Annotated in this window: 10 protein-coding genes and 1 pseudogene; 3 read left to right on the forward strand and 8 right to left on the reverse strand. The window is 66.5% G+C overall.

The features are described from left to right. Nucleotides 1-80: 80 nt before the first annotated feature. Nucleotides 81-221, forward strand: a pseudogene (locus FBY31_RS23270) (CsbD family protein); the annotation flags it as partial. A 73-nt stretch (nt 222-294) separates the two neighbouring features. Here the strand turns inward: FBY31_RS23270 and FBY31_RS06480 are convergent. The 5 genes from FBY31_RS06480 to nudC form a co-directional block, all read right to left on the reverse strand. After that, nucleotides 295-1,335 (reverse strand): hemolysin family protein, encoded by a 1,041-nt coding sequence (locus FBY31_RS06480; protein ID WP_142038312.1) that lies wholly within the window; start codon nt 1,333-1,335, stop codon nt 295-297. Then, nucleotides 1,328-2,689, reverse strand: coding sequence for a hemolysin family protein (locus FBY31_RS06485; protein WP_142038314.1), 1,362 nt, complete (start codon nt 2,687-2,689; stop codon nt 1,328-1,330). The genes FBY31_RS06480 and FBY31_RS06485 overlap by 8 nt, the downstream gene beginning before the upstream one ends. A gap of 464 nt (nt 2,690-3,153) precedes the next feature. Next, a complete protein-coding gene (locus FBY31_RS23665) occupies nt 3,154-3,795 on the reverse strand; it encodes a M48 family metallopeptidase (protein WP_142038317.1) in 642 nt (213 codons plus the stop codon). Beyond that, on the reverse strand, nt 3,792-5,924 hold the full coding sequence (locus FBY31_RS06495) for an ATP-dependent DNA helicase UvrD2 (RefSeq protein ID WP_142038319.1): 2,133 nt from the start codon (nt 5,922-5,924) through the stop codon (nt 3,792-3,794). The genes FBY31_RS23665 and FBY31_RS06495 overlap by 4 nt, the downstream gene beginning before the upstream one ends. A 57-nt stretch (nt 5,925-5,981) precedes the next feature. Next, nucleotides 5,982-7,004, reverse strand: coding sequence for an NAD(+) diphosphatase (gene nudC, locus FBY31_RS06500; protein ID WP_142038322.1), 1,023 nt, complete (start codon nt 7,002-7,004; stop codon nt 5,982-5,984). Nucleotides 7,005-7,147: 143 nt separating this feature from the next. On the opposite strand from nudC, the gene FBY31_RS06505 reads away from it, so the two are divergent. Next, a complete protein-coding gene (locus FBY31_RS06505; protein WP_142038325.1) occupies nt 7,148-8,410 on the forward strand; it encodes a macrolide 2'-phosphotransferase in 1,263 nt (420 codons plus the stop codon). 25 nt (nt 8,411-8,435) lie between these two features. On the opposite strand, the gene FBY31_RS06510 is transcribed toward FBY31_RS06505, so the two are convergent. The 3 genes from FBY31_RS06510 to FBY31_RS06520 all read right to left on the reverse strand — a co-directional run bounded on the left by FBY31_RS06510 (nt 8,436) and on the right by FBY31_RS06520 (nt 15,762). Beyond that, nucleotides 8,436-11,996 (reverse strand): ATP-dependent helicase, encoded by a 3,561-nt coding sequence (locus tag FBY31_RS06510; RefSeq protein WP_142038328.1) that lies wholly within the window; start codon nt 11,994-11,996, stop codon nt 8,436-8,438. After that, nucleotides 11,993-15,241, reverse strand: a complete 3,249-nt coding sequence (locus FBY31_RS06515; protein ID WP_442858210.1) for an ATP-dependent helicase — start codon at nt 15,239-15,241, stop codon at nt 11,993-11,995. The genes FBY31_RS06510 and FBY31_RS06515 overlap by 4 nt, the downstream gene beginning before the upstream one ends. Before the next feature lie 104 nt (nt 15,242-15,345). Then, nucleotides 15,346-15,762: an MGMT family protein gene (locus FBY31_RS06520; RefSeq protein ID WP_142038335.1), complete on the reverse strand. Its 417-nt coding sequence runs from the start codon at nt 15,760-15,762 to the stop codon at nt 15,346-15,348. Between the two features lie 63 nt (nt 15,763-15,825). On the opposite strand from FBY31_RS06520, the gene FBY31_RS06525 reads away from it, so the two are divergent. Then, on the forward strand, nt 15,826-16,536 hold the full coding sequence (locus FBY31_RS06525; protein ID WP_142038338.1) for a 3'-5' exonuclease: 711 nt from the start codon (nt 15,826-15,828) through the stop codon (nt 16,534-16,536). Nucleotides 16,537-16,846: the final 310 nt, after the last annotated feature.

A 16,846-nucleotide genomic window follows, 5' to 3' on the forward strand; every position in this document is an offset into this window, starting at 1 on the left:
CCTTTACGTGCATAGGTGCATGCCTATGCACTCATTCTACTGGCGAATTGAAGGAAGTGTTGCAGAAAGGGGGTTGAGCCAGGCTAGGAGGCCGCAAGGGCAAAGAAGCCGCAGGCGAGGCCAGCGGGGATGAGAGCCTGCGGGCCGAGGGCCAGGACGACCAGGCCAACAGCGACCTGAAGCAGGCCGGAGAAAAGGTCAAGGACGCGTTCACAGAACGATTGAACCGGCCCGGCCAGGAAGGGCGCCGCTCCATGATGGAGCGGCGCCCTTCTTCTACCTGCTTGCTGGCTGTCAGGCGCTGGTGGCGTCCTGCACTTCGCCGACAAGTTCTTCAATGATGTCTTCCAGGAAGAGCACCCCGGTGGTGTTGCCCTGGGCATCGAAGACCCTGGCCACGTGCGCACCAGTGCGGCGCATGGTTGCCAGCGCGTCCTCCAGATCGGCGCCGCTGTATGCCGAGGCGAGGCGCCGGATCCGCTTGGCCGGCACGGGCCGGGTGAACTTCTCCGGGGTCGTCAGGTCCATAACGTCCTTGAGGTGCAGATAACCGGTAGGGTCGCCGTCGTCATCTGTGAGGATGTAACGCGAGTACCCGTGCTCCGCCACGGCGCGCTGGATCTCAGCCGGAGTCGCCGCTTCGGGCAGGAGCACCATCTGGGAGATCGGTACCTCCACATCGGCCACTGTCTTGGCGGTGAACTCGAACGCCGCGGTCAGGGTTCCGCTGGTATCCGTGAGCATCCCGTCGCGGGTGGACTGCTCCACAATATTCGCCACCTCATCCAAAGTGTAGGCACTGGTGGCCTCGTCCTTGGGTTCCACCCGGAAAAGCCGCAGGACGGAGTTCGCAATGGAATTTAAAGTCCAGATGACGGGCTTGAAAATCCGCGCGACCATCACCAGCGGCGGGGCCAGGATCAGGGCGGCCCGCGTGGGCACCGAGAAGGAGATGTTCTTGGGGACCATCTCTCCGAGAACCACATGCAGGAACGTCACCAGCAGCAGTGCCGTGGCGAAAGCGATGATCCCGATGACCTCGGCCGAGAGGGACGTCAGTCCCAGCGGGATTTCCAGCAGGTGGTGAATGGCTGGTTCTGAGACGTTCAGGATCACCAGTGAGCAGACGGTAATACCCAACTGGCTGGTGGCCAGCATCAGCGTGGCATGCTCCATGGCCCACAAGGTGGTCTTCGCAGCCTTGCTGCCAGCCTCGGCTTTGGGCTCAATCTGGGAACGGCGGGCCGAAATGACAGCGAATTCAGCGCCGACGAAGAACGCATTGACCACCAGGAGCACCACCAGCCAGATGATGCCGGGAAGATATTCACTCATGGGTCAGCTCCCGCGTCAGGTCATCGATGATGCGGTCATGGGCACTCTTGGGCGCTTCCTGTAAACCATCGGGGGTGAAGCGGATCCTCTCCACGTGCGTACCCAGGACCCGCTCCACCCGGAGCGTGCCACCCTCGATGATGACTTCATCGCCAAGTTCCGGGATCCGGTCGAGTTGATCGCTGACGAAGCCGGCCAGGGTGTCGTATTCCTCGCCGTCGGGGACTGCGATTCCGGTCCGGTCCAGCAGCTCGTCGGGCCGCAGGGAGGCATCAAAGGTGATGGAGAGTCCGGTCCTGACAACGCCGGTCCGGGCCCGGTCATGTTCGTCCTCCAGCTCGCCGACGATCTCTTCGACGAGATCCTCAAGGGTCACGATGCCGGCGGTTCCGCCGTGCTCGTCCGACACGATCGCGACCTGCAGGCCCTGCTTGCGCAGTAGGACCAGCAGTGAATCGACGCCCATGGATTCGGGCACCCGCAGTGGCTCGATCATCAGCTCGGAAGCGGCGACTGTTGTCCGGCTTTCCAGTGCTACGGCGAAAGCCTGTTTGACGTGCAGTACACCAAGCACGTCGTCGCGGTCCTCACCGATGACAGGGAACCGGGAAAATCCGGTGGTCGTGGCAAGGGAGACGATATTCTCCGCAGTGTCCTTGGCGTTCACCGCGGTCATCCGGACCCGGGGTGTCATGACGTCCGCGGCGGAGTGCTCCGAGAAACGCAAGGTCCGGTGCAGCAGCACCGCATGGTCCGCATCGAGAACACCTTCCATGGCGGACCGGCGCACCAGCGAGCTGAGCTCCTCTGCACTGCGGGCACCGGAAAGTTCTTCCTTCGGCTCAATGCCGAACGAGCGGATGATGCGGTTGGCTGTGTTGTTGAACAGCAGGATCACGGGTTTGAACACCGTGGTGAAGACCGTCTGGAACGGGACCACTATTTTTGCCGTCGCCAGCGGTAGCGCCATGGCGAAGTTCTTGGGCACCAACTCACCGATCACCATCGAGAAGACCGTCGCGGTAAAAATGCCGACGACGGCGCCTACACCGGGCACCAGGGACTCGGGAAGGCCCGCGGCCTGCAGCGGGGCCCTGAGCAGGGAGCTGATCGCCGGCTCGAACGTGTAACCGGTAAGCAGCGTGGTCAGCGTAATTCCCAGCTGGGCGCCGGAAAGGTGCGTCGAGGTGATTTTCAGCGCCTTGATCGTGGGCGTAAGGCGCTTTTCCCCGCCGGCCTGGCGGGCTTCAAGATCGTTACGGTCCAGATTGACCAGCGCGAACTCGGAGGCAACAAAGAAACCGGTACCGACCGTGAGAACAAGGCCGATGCCGAGCATGATCCATTCATACATTCGGGCGCCCCTCTCCCGCGGCGGCCGGCGAACCGGTCAGAAGGTGGAGGGGCCTGGGCATATGTGAAGGAGGGTCATCCATAGTGCTTCCCATTCTACCGAACCACACCGACCCGATACCCGCGTACGCCCACAGCGGACTTCGGCGCGCTGCTCTCCGCCCTTCTTGCGATGGCGGCGGTGTACTGCTGCTTCTGCGATCGGCGTCTTGGTGTTCTGGCCCCGGCGGGCGGGGCTGCGTTGGTCATGCCGTTGTTCTGGACTTCGATTCTTGACTGGACCGGGGCCATAGGCTTATTCGGTAGCCGAGGTAAGGGCGAGCTGCTGGGCCTCCGGCCCGGGCCCGGAGCACCTCGCCCACGGCAAGCGCCACGGGTTCAGGCGGCAGTCGTCTCCCGAACATCGACTCCCAAGCCTACAAACGCGCAGCAGCCATTCAGCCTCTCATGCAGGAGACACACCCTCTAGTCGGCGTCGGCGGGCCAAAGTTCTTCGGGCCAATTTTCGTCGGGCCGGGGTTCCTGCCCTGGCCTGACGCCGCCCGGCACATCCGGCGCTCCGTTGTCCTTGAGGCCGCGCGCCATGGCGAAGGACACACCTTCGAGGAAGGCCTTGGCCCGTGCAGTCTCGGGGTAGGCCTCGAGCAGCTTCCAGAAGGCAGCGTTGTGCCCTGCCACCAGGAGGTGGGCCAGCTCGTGGAGCAGCACGTAGTCGATCACCCACTGGGGCATCGGACGGAGCTTGTCCGAAAGACGGATGGTGCCTTCAGCCGGGGTGGCCGAACCCCACCTCGAATTCTGGTTGCTGACCCAGCGCACTGACGCGGGAACGGACCGCCCGCCGAGGTACCGTTCGGACAGTTGGGCGGCGTGGGCGGCCAGGGCCGTGTCAGAGGCGGGTCGCCTCCGGCCGGAAGGTGCGCGCCGTTCCCCCTGCTTGTGCAGCTTGGCCAGCATCCGCTGCACCCATTCCTTTTCCTGGGCGGCCGTGAACCGCGCCGGGATGGCCACCACGGCCGTCCCGTTCTCCCAAAAAGCGGCAACGGTCCGGGTCCGGCGGGCGGAGCGCCGGACCTCGACGGGAGCGCCGTCGGCCGTGGTGATCACAGCGACGTGCTTTCCAGCAGGACCCGGAGGACGTCTTCCCCGTAACGTTCCAGCTTCGAGGGACCCACTCCCGCAAGTGCCGCAAGTTCCTCCAGTGAGGAGGGCTTTGCCTCAGCAATCGCTGTCAGTGTGGCATCGGTGAACACCACAAAGGCAGGAACGTCGGCGGACAAGGCGGTCTCACGGCGCCACGTCCTGAGGGCCTCGAACGTCTGTTCCTCGTAGCTCGGCGGGCAGGCGTTGCACCGCCCCACCTTGCGTTCGGCTCCCGTGCCCAGCATGCTCCCGCAGATCCTGCAGACCGCCGGGGCAGCAGCCTTGCGCCGCGGCGCCGGCCCCTTTCCGCGCATGCTCGAGCCGGCCACGGAGTCCGGCCGCAGCCCGTCCAGGAACCTGGAGGGCTTGCGGTTGGCCCGGCCGCCGGGGGTCCGGGCCGTGGACCAGGAGAGTGAGAGGTGTTCCCGGGCCCGGGTGATGCCTACGTACAGCAACCGGCGTTCCTCGTCCACGGCTTCTGGCGAGTCTGCGAAGGAGATGGGCATCAACCCTTCGCTGAGCCCCACCAGGAAGACCGCATCCCACTCCAGGCCTTTAGCGGCGTGCAGGGACGCCAAGGTGACTCCCTGCACGGTGGGTGCGTGCTGGGCCAGCGAGCGTTCCTGGAGTTCGCTCACGAATTCAACGAGGCCAAACTCCGGGCCGCGCGACTGGACGAGTTCATCGGCAAGGGCCACCAGCGCCGCCAGGGATTCCCAGCGTTCGCGCAGCGCCCCGCCGTTATGGGGTGGTGCGTCGGTGTAACCGAGGGAAGCCACGATATCGCGCACCAGCTGGCCGAGCGGTTCCGGCGATTCCGCGGAGACGGCCCGGGTGGCTGCGCGCAGCTGGAGGATGGCGTCGCGGACCTCCTTGCGGGCAAAGAAGCGCTCTCCCCCGCGGAGCTGGTAGCCGATACCGGCGGAGGCAAGAGCCTGTTCGTAAGCTTCGGACTGGCCGTTGGTACGGAAGAGGACCGCCACCTCGCTGGCCGCGGTGCCGGCGTCGAGCAATGCCTTGATCTTCTGCGCCACCGTGGCGGCTTCCGCTTCGTCGTCGGAGCACTCGGTGAACTGCGGAGCGGGCCCGGCAGGGCGCTGGGCCACCAGTTGCAGCGGCGCTGCCCAGGCGGCATCAGCTGCGGGACCGCCGCTGCGCCTGCCGGCCAGGAGATCGTTCGCGAGCTTCACCACCTGGGGCGTGGAGCGGTAGTCCCTGACCAGCTTCACCACGTTGGCCTGCGGGTAGCGGGCCTTGAATTCCAGCAGGTGCTTCGGGGAGGCGCCGGTGAACGAGTAGATGGTCTGGCTGGCATCCCCCACCACGCACAGTTCGTCCCGGCCGCCCAGCCACAGTTCAAGGAGCCGCTGCTGCAGCGGGGAGACGTCCTGGTACTCGTCCACCACAAAGTGCCGGTACTGCTCGCGGACGGTGGCGGCCACCTTCTCGTCCTCCTGCAGGATGCCCACCGTGATCAGCAGGACGTCCTCGAAGTCGATGACATTGCGGTCCGTCTTGACGTCTTCGTAGGACTGGAAAACCCGCGCGACGGCCGTGAGGTCGAAGCCGCCGGGCGTTCCCCGGTCCTGTGCGTTCTCGAGGTAATTCGCAGGGGTCAGCATGGACACTTTGGCCCATTCGATTTCGGAGGCGAGGTCACGGATCGACGCCCTGTCCGTGCTCAACCGCAGCCGCCGGGCAGCTTCGGCGATCATCTGCGCTTTGTGGTCCAGCAGGTTGGGCAGTGTGCCACCGACGGCCTGCGGCCAGAAGAACTGCAGCTGGCGCAGCGCCGCGGCGTGGAAGGTGCGGGCCTGGACGTTGCCTGCCCCGAGGTCCCGCAACCGGCTGCGCATTTCGGCAGCCGCGCGGGCCGTGAAGGTTACGGCCAGCAGTCGTTGTGGAGTGTAGACGCCGGAGTGAACGCCGTAGGCGATGCGGTGGGTGATGGCGCGGGTCTTGCCGGTGCCGGCGCCCGCAAGGACGCACAGCGGCCCGTTGAGGGTGCTGGCCACCTCGCGCTGCTCGGCGTCCAGGCCGCCGAGGATACGGTCCTCCAGGGATGCTGATCCGTCAAAATTCTGTGTAGTCACTTTGCTGCTTTTTCGTCTCGACTACCGCGTGCTGGAGTCTGATGGATATGTAAAGCTTCAGGCGCCTGGCCCGTCCTGAATCCGCCCGCCGTACCACTGCTCTATCAGGGAACGGGCGATCGACAACCGGCTGGAGATGGTGATCTCGCCGGTGAGCACGGCTTCCTGGAGTTCCTCCCGGCTGAACCAGCGCGCCCTGGTGACCTCCACGCCGTCGGGCGTTGCCACGGCGTCTTCGGTGACGGCGGTAAATCCAAGCATAAGGGAGGCCGGGAAAGGCCACGACTGCGAGCCAAGGTACTGGCAGGCAGTTACCCTGACCCCTACTTCCTCGTAAATTTCCCGGACCACGGCCTGTTCCAGGGACTCCCCCGGTTCCACAAACCCGGCGAGGGTGGAGTAGTTCTTTGCATCACGCGGCCCGCCGCCGCCTAGGAGCAGGCGGCCGTCCGGACCTACGACGGTGACGATGATGGCGGGATCGGTGCGCGGGTAGTGCTCAGAGGAATCCGCCGGGCAGCGCCGCACCCAGCCCCCGGCTTCAATGTCCGTGGGCGATCCGCAGCGCGGGCAGTGCGTATGGCTGGCGTGCCAGTTGGTGATGGCGCTGGCTTCGACAAAGAGGGCTGTATGCGTGGGCGTGAGCCCGGCAGCGACATCGCGGAACCCGGCCCACAATGCGTCCCGGGGAATTCCGGCCGTTCCCGGCTCGACTGCTTCCGGCAGGACGAACAGCAGCAACTCGGTTCCAGGAGGAAGGTCTGAATCCGGCAGGGCGGACCCCAGGTAAACCGTCAACTGGGGGACTGCATGTGCGGCGATGAGTGCACCGTGGAGTTCGCGGGCGTTCGGCATGTACAGTCCGCCACCGTGGATCAGGGCCTGCCGACCGGAAAGCACCACGGCCATGGTGTCCATGCCGGCGAGGAGCTCCTCCACCATTCCCGGCTTTGCCCGGGCCACGGATCCGCGGTCAACCAGCGCGGGCGGCACCGGGAGGACCGTGTCCATCAGGTGGTTCGCCGGCAGCCGGGCAGCGTTGCCCTGGTGGACGGGTGTTGCAGACTCCGCGTGGCTCATATGTCCACCGTACTGACTGGGACGGACAAATTGATATTTGGAGTGGGCTCCCGGTTTCCTGGCCTCCGCTGATTTGAACTCTATCTGAAGACTCGCCGTCCTTGGACCGGTGTCTTGGACTGCACGCAATCTACCGTGGAACAGTGAGAAGAAAACCGATTGAACTGGCAGCCGTTGCAACCGCAGCAGTCCCCGGACTGACCCCGACGGCCGTTAGCTCTGCCCCGGATGATCCCGCCGACTTCGACTCCGCGCTGCTGCTCGATTCCGAGGGCAAGCGCTGGCGCGTCCGATCACCCCGGCATGCCGAGGCCAGCGCCCGGCTGGAAACGGAATTTCTCGTGCTGCGGGCCTTCGCCCCGGCCATCCGCGCCGAGCTTCCCTTCCTGATGCCCACCGTGGCCGGCAGCGTACGGCTGGGGACCCTGAGCACGTTTGTCTACTCGCACCTGGCCGGAAGCACCCGCAGCGTCGAGGAGCTCACGGCGGGCCCGGATGTCCTGGCCCGCGAAATCGGTGTGGCCCTTGCCGCCATCCATGACCTTCCCCGTTCGCTGGTCAGCAACGCCGACCTGCCCAGTTACACACCCAACGAGTTCCGGCAGCGCCGGCTCAATGAACTGGATCAGGCGGCCACCACCGGAAAAATCCCGCCCGCCCTGCTGCTGCGCTGGGAACACGCCCTCGAAGACGTGTCGCTGTGGCGCTTCAACCCCAGCGTGGTGCACGGCGACCTGCACGAGGACAACCTCCTGGTGGAGGGCCAGCGGGTCACTGCTGTGACGGGCTGGACCGACTTGAGGATTGGCGATCCGGCTGACGATTTCGCCTGGCTCGTCGCCTCCAATGAGCAGGACTTTGTGGACGCGGTACTGGACGCCTACACGGCCGGCCGCAGGGATACTCCTGACAACCACCTGCTGCGCCGCGCAGCACTGTCCGCCGAGTTCGCCCTGGCCCAGTACCTGGTGAAGGGAATCGCCTCGGATGACAGCGGCATGGTCTCCGAAGCGGAAGAAATGCTTGCCACCCTTGCCCGGGACATTGAAGAGCACGGCGGGCAGCCGATCAGCGTCGAACCCCAGCCGGCAGCGGTTACTTCCGGCACGGAGCATGTGGTCAGCGCGGCCGACGCCGGCGCAACGGGTTCAGTCCCGGCCGTCACGGTGGTGCCGGTGCCCGTGCCGCTGCCCGTCCCCGCCCCGGTCCAGCCGGCGGTCCATGTAACCCCCATCCCGGCTGCGCCCGCGGCTGGCCCCGGGAGTGGCGACTCATCCGGAAACGGCGAGGCTGAAACGGATAGCGGCCGGGACCAGGACAAACCAGGCACCGAAGCCAGGGACTTCGCAGGGCCGGACGACACGTCCACCGCTGCCATCACCATCATCGACGTCAAGAAGAACTAGCGCAGTCAGGAAGGACTAAGGGCAGTCACGAAGGACTAAGGGCAGCACCCACAATCCCCTCCAGCTCCTGCGCTGTTCCAAGATCGTGAGGGCGCACCACCTCGTTGTCCGCGACGTAAAAGAAAGCTGCCCGCACCTCCTCCAGCGGGACGTCCTTCAGCCGCGCCCACGCCAGCCGGTACACGGCAAGCTGCACGGCTTTCGTTTTCAGCGCGGCGGCGGAGGGCCGGCGCCCGGTCTTCCAGTCCACCAGGTCCCACCGGCCGTCGGCATCGCGGAAGACGGCGTCAATGCGGCCACGGACCACAACATCCCCCACGCGGGTCTCCACCGGTACTTCGACGAATGCCGGCGACCGGTGGGACCACGGGGACGCCTTGAAGGTAGCCACCATGGCGTCCAGGTCATAGGCGGCATCAATGTGGTCATCGGAACCGGGAGCTTCATCGAGGTCAAGCATTCCCGCGGCACCGAAGTATTCCTCCACCCATGCGTGGAACGCGGTTCCCTTCCGTGCTGACATGCCCGGTTCCCGGGGTACGGGCCTGCGCAGCCTTCCAAGCACTGCTGTGGCGTCCTCCCGCAGGTCCACCAGCGTGGACGCGGAGATATGGCCCGGAAGGTGCACATCGCGGCCGGCGGCCCTCCGGGACCTGCGTTGCAGCAGCAGCGCCGCTTCCCGTGCCCATCCCCGGGCCACCCCGTTGAGCTGCTTGGCGTCAGCCGGGTCCCCGCCGGGCGCTCCTGCCCCCGCCAGGGCCGGAAGGGGCTCCTGTCCCAGGTTTTCCAGCTCGGCAAGCACCTTGGCCGCGGCGGACTCCATGGCCTCCCGCCGCCCGGCGGACAGGCGGAGCCGGTCACCGGTCCGCGGATCCACCGGCCCCTCGAGGGGATCGTAGGGCCAGTTGGCAACTTCGGTTTCCAGGGTAAGCGGGCTCGACTCCGGAAGGGATGCCTCATCCTGCGACGCCGGATGGACTATGGCTGCCTGAGGCTTTCCGTCCGCCGCTTTGGCCAGCGGCTCGAGCTCGGCAAGGAATGGCGACATGTCCGCACGTCCCGTCCGGGAACCGACCCACGCTGGGCTTGACGCCCACAGCACGTGCTTGGCCCGGGTGTAGGCGACGTAGGCGAGGCGGCGTTCCTCCGATTCCCCGTGGGCCTGGACTGCGCCCTTGAAGTCCTTCTCTGCGTCCAGCCAGCCTTTCTGGTCCGGCTGGTCCAGGTCCCACTGCGGGAGGTCGGCCCGGTCACCGCGGAGCGGCCAGGGCAGGGCCGCCGACCCGCTGCTCCAGCGGGAGTCCCGGTCGCTGGGGAAGGCCCCCGCATTCAGCCCGGGTACAAAAATAACGTCCCATTCCAGACCCTTGGATGCGTGGACTGTGAGGAGCTGCACGGCTTCCCGGTTGACGTCTGCAGCGGGCGCTTCCAGCCCGTTTTCCTCCGCGGCCGCAGCCTCCAGCCAGGCCAGGAACGCGAGGATGTCCACACGCTGGGACGTCCGCAGGAAGCCTGCGGCTGCGTCCTGGAAGGCATCCAGGTTGCGGCGGGCCTGGTGGATGCTGATGCCCGGCCGTGCCGCCACCTCGATATCCAGGAGCATGGCCCGCTCCACTTCCCCCAGCAGCGTGGTGAGGTCATCACCGAGGTAACTTCGGAGCTGCCGAAGCTCGGCTGACAGCCGGGCAAGCCTGCCACGGGCCGCCTCGCTGAGCGACCGGCCGTTGGCGGACGTCCAGCCCTCCCGGGGCAGCCAGTCCAGTGCTTCCACCAGGCTGGCACTGTCCGTGAGGTCCCCCTCGAGCACGGTTTCATTGCCTTCGTCCGGCTGCGCGTCTACCGGCCGCCCTTCGCCAACCCGCTCGTCACCATGCCGGTCCGCGGCTTGTCCGCGCCGCCGCGCCAAGTGGCTTGACCAGTCGCGCAGGGCCATCAGGTCTGCCGGACCAATGCGCCAGCGGGCACCGGCCAGGAGCCGCATCAGAGAATCGGACCGGCCGGGGTCTGCAAGGACACGCAGGGTGGCCACGAGGTCAACAATCTCCGGTGTGTCCAGGAGGCCGCCGAGCCCCACGATTTCGTACGGGATACCGCGCGCCTCGAACTGGCGCCGGACAGTTTCCATTTGCGCGCGGCGCCGGCAAAGGACAGCCAGGGCCGGAGGCACGGGGGTGCCGTCCGGCTTCAGTTCAAAGTCGGTCACCCGGTACTTCAGGACGTCGTCCGCCAGCGCGGCCGCTTCGTCCGCGTCAGAGCCGAAGCGCCCCAGAACCACACTGCCGTCCACTGCGTGCGGGCTGGGCCGCAATGGCGGCACGTCCGCCGCAGCAGCCCCGCCCCCACTGGCGGCGCTGCCTCCACCGGCAGTTCCGCCCCCACCGGCCGGCACGCGTCCGGCGGCTGCCCTCCCCAGTGACTCGGACATGACGTTTGCCGCCGCCAGGATGGACCGCCCGTTCCGCCAGGCCGTCGTCAGGAAGGACGTAGGTGCCGGAGCCCAGTTCCCGGATGAGTCTGCCGGACCCGTGCGGACAGGAAATTCCCGGACGAAGTGGAAGAGCTGCCCGGCCGACGCCCCCCGGAACCCGTAGATGGACTGGTTCGGGTCCCCGACCGCTGTCACGGCATGCCCGCCGCCAAAGAGCCGCGAGAACAGCACCAGCTGGGCGTAGGAGGTGTCCTGGAATTCGTCGAGCAGCACCACTTTGTAGCGTTGGCGTTCCATCTGCGCGGCGAGGGGAACTTCCTGCGCCACCTTGGCAGCAAGCGCCACCAGGTCCCCGAAGTCCAAGGCACCCCGGGACCGCTTCGCAGCTGCATAACGGCCCACCATGTCTGCCACGCTGGCCCGGGTGCGCAGCATCCCGGCCAGCTCGGCCGCCGCCTGCGGAGGGTTCTTCTTTTTGTCCGCCATGTACGGCAGGGACTCAAACTCTGAAAGCCGCGCCATCAGCCAGGCTTCCACGTCCTCGGGTTCCTGGAGATGTTCCGCGCATTCCCCGGCCAACTGGATAACGGCCTTGACCAGGGTGGACTTTGCGGCCCGGAAGTGGGCGTATTCGCCGTCGTAGGCTTCCACCACTTCGCTGGCCAGCTGCCAGGCCTGCGCGCCGCCCAGCAGGACCACATCCCGCTCCACGCCGAGGCGCAGGCCGTAGTCGGAGACTATTCCGCTGGCGAAGGAGTGGTAGGTGGACACCTTGGGTTCAAGGAAATCGCCGGCAACCGGCTGCTCCGGGAACAGCTGGCGACCGCCGTCCTGGCCGGCCAGCCGCTGCAGGGCAGCCAGCTTCGCCCGTATCCGCGACGCCAGTTCGCCCGCAGCCTTCCGGGTAAACGTCACACCCAGGACTTCTTCCGGGCGGACCCAGCCGTTGGCGACGAGCCAGGCCACGCGGTCAGCCATGGTGGCTGTTTTGCCCGACCCTGCGCCCGCGATGACCAGCCGGGGCGTCAGCGGTGAGCTGATGATGGCGGACTGTTCCGGGGTGGGGACGTTCTTCTCGCCCAGCAGCCAGGAGAGTTCCTCCGGTGTGAACCGGGGTTCTGGCACAGCGGGCCCGCCCGCGCCTGGGTCGAGACTCATTCGGTGACCTGCCTTCCCCGCACGCACAATGGACACACTTCAGGCAGCCGGCAGCCGTGCCCGCCGTGGCTCCCCTTGGAGGGGTCATGCCTTGCCTCGAATGCGCTGCCGCCCATCACGGCAGCTGCCTCCGTGACCATGTCCATGGCCCAGTTCTCCTTCGGATCAAGTGGTTCCTGCTGCTGGATGCCAGGACTCTTGGCCCCAGTCCCCAGCTGGGCGAGCACAGCGCCGCCCGGGATATTGGGGGTGTTGTCCTCCCCGGTGGTGAAGCCGCCTGCGAGGACTGCGGCCTGGTACGCGCCAAGCTGCGGATGCGCAGAGAGTTCCGCTTTACCTGGCTGGCGCTTACCTGTTTTGAGGTCAACGATGACGAGCCTGCCCTCGGGGTCGATTTCCAAGCGGTCCACCTGGCCACGAAGGACGGCGGCGCGGGCAGGGCCATCATCAACAGCCACGTCCGGGAGGGCGACGTCGAAGTCCTGCTCCACGCCCAGCAGGCTCCTGCCCTCGCTCCGCATGACCAGCACGTACTGGGCAAGCTTGCGCACCATCGCCTCGGCGCGCTGGTAGTCCAGCCGGCCCTCCCAGTTGTCCTTCATACCCAGGGCAGGCCAGCGGCGCACCAGCTCGGCGACGTACTCTGCCCCGGATGCATCCGGAAGCTCCTGTGCGATCGCGTGGACCAGTGTGCCCAGGCTCCTGGCGAAATCGGTGGCCGCCTCACCGCCTGCTGCCTGGACGAACCAGTCAAGCGGTGATTTCTGGACGGTCTCCACCTTCGACGGCGACACAAAGACCGTTCCGCCCGGGGGAACCACGGCTGCGGACGATGTCAGCGGCGGAAGCGCCCACCAGCTGTCCGGATGTGCCCCGGCCGCGGGTGGCTCGGCAGCAGCGAGCCTGGCAAGGACCTTCACCGCTTCGTCCGCCTCAGCCGCGTGCTTTCCGTCCAACTGGGCGTACTGCCGGAGTTCGGCCACGAGTGCGCGCAGGGTCATGGGACGTTCCACCGGTGTAAAAGTCCTGCCTTCCTGGCCAGGATCCAGCGGTGCCACATAGTCCAGGAAGGAGGAAGGCTGATCGTCCTCCGAGGAGACGGCGGTGCAAACCAGGAGTTCGCGGGCCCGTGACACCGCGGTGGAGAAGCTGCGCAGTTCGTCATAGCGGATGTCCCGGAGCCGGCTGAGCGGGTCCCGCTGCAGCGCATAGTCAACTCCGTGCTCAACCGCATCGGCATACAGGGTGCTGCCCAGAAGTTCACCGCGGAGCCTGGTATTGGGCCAGACACCTTCCTGGAGACCGGCCACCAGGACCACCGGCCATTCCCGGCCGGCTGCGCTGGCGGGAGTCATCAGTTCGACGGCGTCGTCCATCTGGGCCCTGGCGGCCAGCGTGTCCATGGGGAGCTCCTGGTTCAACAGGTACTCCAGGAACTGCTCCGGCCCGGCCCCGGGCATCTGGTCGACGTAGCGCTCGGCTGTGTGGAACAGCGCCATCATGGCATCAAGGTCGCGGTCGGCCCGGGCTCCGTGCGGTCCGCCGGCGAGGGCTGTCTCTGTCCAGGCAGCAGCGAGGCCGGTGGAATTCCATAATGCCCACAGCACGGACTCAGCGTTGGCGCCAGGTTCGACGGCGGCCTTCCGCCCTGCCTGGATCATCCTTGCCGTGCGACGCGCGGCCCGGCCCTCCAGACCGAGTGTGGCCAGCGCCCCCGGCTCCAGGAGGGCTTCGACGAGCAAGGTATCGCTGGCGCGCCCGCCTCCGCCCAGCAACTCGTCGCGCCTCAGCGACTGCCGCAGCCGGCGCAGCTCGATGGAGGTGGCGCCGCCGATCCGCGAGGTCAGAAGGGATACAGCCGTCTCGGGGGTCAACAGGGCAGGATCAAGGGCAACGGCAAACGCGTCCAGCAGGGGGCGTACAGCAACTTCATCCCGGACAGCCGACTCCGCTACTGGAACCCGCACAGGAATCCCCTGCCCGGACAGATACCGCTGCAGTTCGCTGACCTGTGCCCCGTTCCGCACTATCACTGCCATCTCGGCCAGGTCCCGGCCGTGGTTGATGTGCTGGTCAAGGATCCGCTGGGCAACGTACCGGAGTTCGTGGACGGCGGACGGCACGAGGTGGGCTTCCACCGCTCCCTGCGGCTGGTCCCCCACCGGCTCGAGCTGCCTGGCCAACTGTCCTCCGGCCCGCTGCGAGATCCGGCCGGCAACCCCCAACCACGCCTCCGTGAGCTCCGGCGCGTGGCGGTGCGCGTATCTTAAAGGGCGTTCCATGACAGGCGCCTCCGGTGAGAGCAGCCTCGGAAGTTCAGCCACCAGGTCCGGCCGCGCCCCCCGAAACCCCTGGACTACCGTGTCCGGCGAGAACGCCACGTAGCAGTCTTTCCGGCGGGCTATGTCCGCCAGGAGTTCGAAGACGGCGGGGTTGGCTTCCTGGACGTCGTCAACCACGATCAGTTGCAGGCGCTCGCGTTCGGCGGCAAGGAACCCTGGGGCGTCCTGGAAAATCTGGCGGGCGGCGGTAATGATGCCGGCAGGGTCAAAAGCCTCAGGCATCCGCAGGTCCAGGACGTCACGGTACTCCGCATACAGTGCGGCGGCTGCCGTCCAATCCGGCCGGCGGCATTGCCGGCCGAGGTCCGCAAGGTCCCCGGCGGTCATTCCCGATTCGATGACCCGGTCGAAGAGTTGGCGCACCTCGTGGCGGAAGCCGCGCGTCTCCAGGGCTCCGGCGAGATCGTCAGGCCAGGGCAGTTCCAGTCCCGGCAGGCTGTGGCCGTCGAGGAGTTCCTTGATGATGAGGTCCTGCTCCGGTCCGGAGAGAAGCCGGGGCGGCCTGGCAAGGGGCAGCACACCCTCAGCCTTGGCGCGCCGGATCACATCAAAGGCGTAGGACGCCCAGGTCCGGGCCGGCGTGGTGCTGAGGCTTCTGTCCAGCCGGGCCGTGAACCGGTCCCGCAGTGCATCGGCTGCGAGCCGGCTGGGTGCCAGGATCAGCATCCTTTCGGGATCCACGCCATCCCGGAAGACCCGCGTGACTGCAGCTTCGATGAGGACGGTGGTTTTGCCCGTTCCCGGCGCCCCCGGCACCAGGACAGGCCCGAATCCCCGCGCGACGTCGACCGCTGCCTGCTGATCGGACGTCAGTGTCGGGGCGTCGGCGTGGAGGTGCCGCGGCGGCAGCAACCGGAGCCCCGCGAAGCCTGACGCACCCTGGTGCCCTGCCTCACGAGGCAAAGTGCCGTCGTCGTCCACTGCTCCGGGCAAGGCGCCAAATTCGGCGTCAGCATCTGCCGGCTCGCGGTACTCGTCGCGTGGACCTGTAAAAGGAACTGTTACTGTCACGCCGACATTCCATCATCAGCCACCGACAATTGCCGGAGGCCGCGCGCCAGCTCCGCCGCGATCGTGTCGATGTGCTCAAAGTCTCCATCACCCGGCACCCACCGCGCGGCCGCAAGGTCCACGCGCCAGGAGCCCTCCCCCGTCCGCAGGTAGGCCTCATGGGCGCCCAGGAGGGCGGTTCCTTCCTGCCGGTAGTGACGGAGCGTTTCCGGTTCATGCCCTTGGGGTGCATGTCCGCTGGCTTTGAGGATCCGCCACCAGGGAACGCCGCTGCCATAGTGGCTCATCACCGAGCCCACCTGCCTGGGACCGCCTGATCCCAGGAGTTCGGCAACGTCCCCGTACGAGACTGCGGACCCTGGCGGAACCAGCCTCACGATGGCCAGTACCGCCTCCACATACTCAATCCGCATTGATCCAATGTAGCCGCAGTGGCGCTCCCGGGAATTGTCGGTGGCCCCCGTTAGCGTTGAACCATGAGCACCTGGAACACCCTTCCCCGCGCAGCCTTCGACCTCGAAACCACAGGCCGCAACTCGCGTGCGGCCCGGATCGTCACCGCATCCGTCACGGTGGTTGACCACAAAGGTGCAGTGATCACCGAGCATGAGTGGCTGGCGGATCCGGGGGTTGAAATTCCCATCGAAGCCAGTGATGTGCACGGCATCACCACTGAGCAGGCCAGGCGTGACGGCAGGCCTGCTCATGAGGTGACACGAGAGCTTGCGGCCGTGCTGCAGGGCCTGTTCGACGACGGCACTCCCGTCATCGCCTTCAATGCCAGCTACGACTTCACCGTGCTCGCAGCCGAATCGGCCCGCTACGGGGTGCCGCAACTCACCCGCTTTCCGGTCCTGGACCCCTACATCATGAACAAGCAGGTGGACCGCTACCGCAAGGGCAAGCGGACCCTCACGGCCTTGTGCGAGGAGTACGGTGTGGTCCTGGACAATGCCCACACGTCGGCCGCTGATGCCCTGGCTACCTTGCGGGTCCTGGACGCCATGGCCGGGAAGTTCCCCAAACTCAGCATGCCGGCCAGCCAACTCCACCAGCTGCAGGTGGACTGGGCCGTGAGCCAGGCCGCGGACTTCCAGGGCTACCTCCGCAAGACCAAGCCCACCGCCGTTATTGAGGGCGACTGGCCGGTGCTTCCGCCAGAGGACGCCAGTACCGGGGGTTTCTAACCGGCCCGCTCAGTTCCTGCGGGAGATATCAGTCACATCGCTTAGTAAGCGAGCTGAGTTTTAGGCCGATTCATTCGTTGAGTCGACAACACGAAGCGCTGGAGAACAGCGATGAAGCGATACTGCCGAACATAGTTCGGGTAGACAGCTCAGTGGCAGTTCTCTTGTTCAGCGAGGGGGCTGGAAACAGCAAAGTGAGATAATAAAGTTTTGCGGTCACCCCTGCCCCGGCCTTGCTTGACCAGCACCGGACAGGTGCCAGGCGCCACCAGCGCAGCCTTGCGGCCCGGTTGACTTATGACTCAATGAA

The sequence above is a fragment of the Arthrobacter sp. SLBN-100 genome (genome assembly GCF_006715305.1).
Taxonomy (GTDB): domain Bacteria; phylum Actinomycetota; class Actinomycetes; order Actinomycetales; family Micrococcaceae; genus Arthrobacter.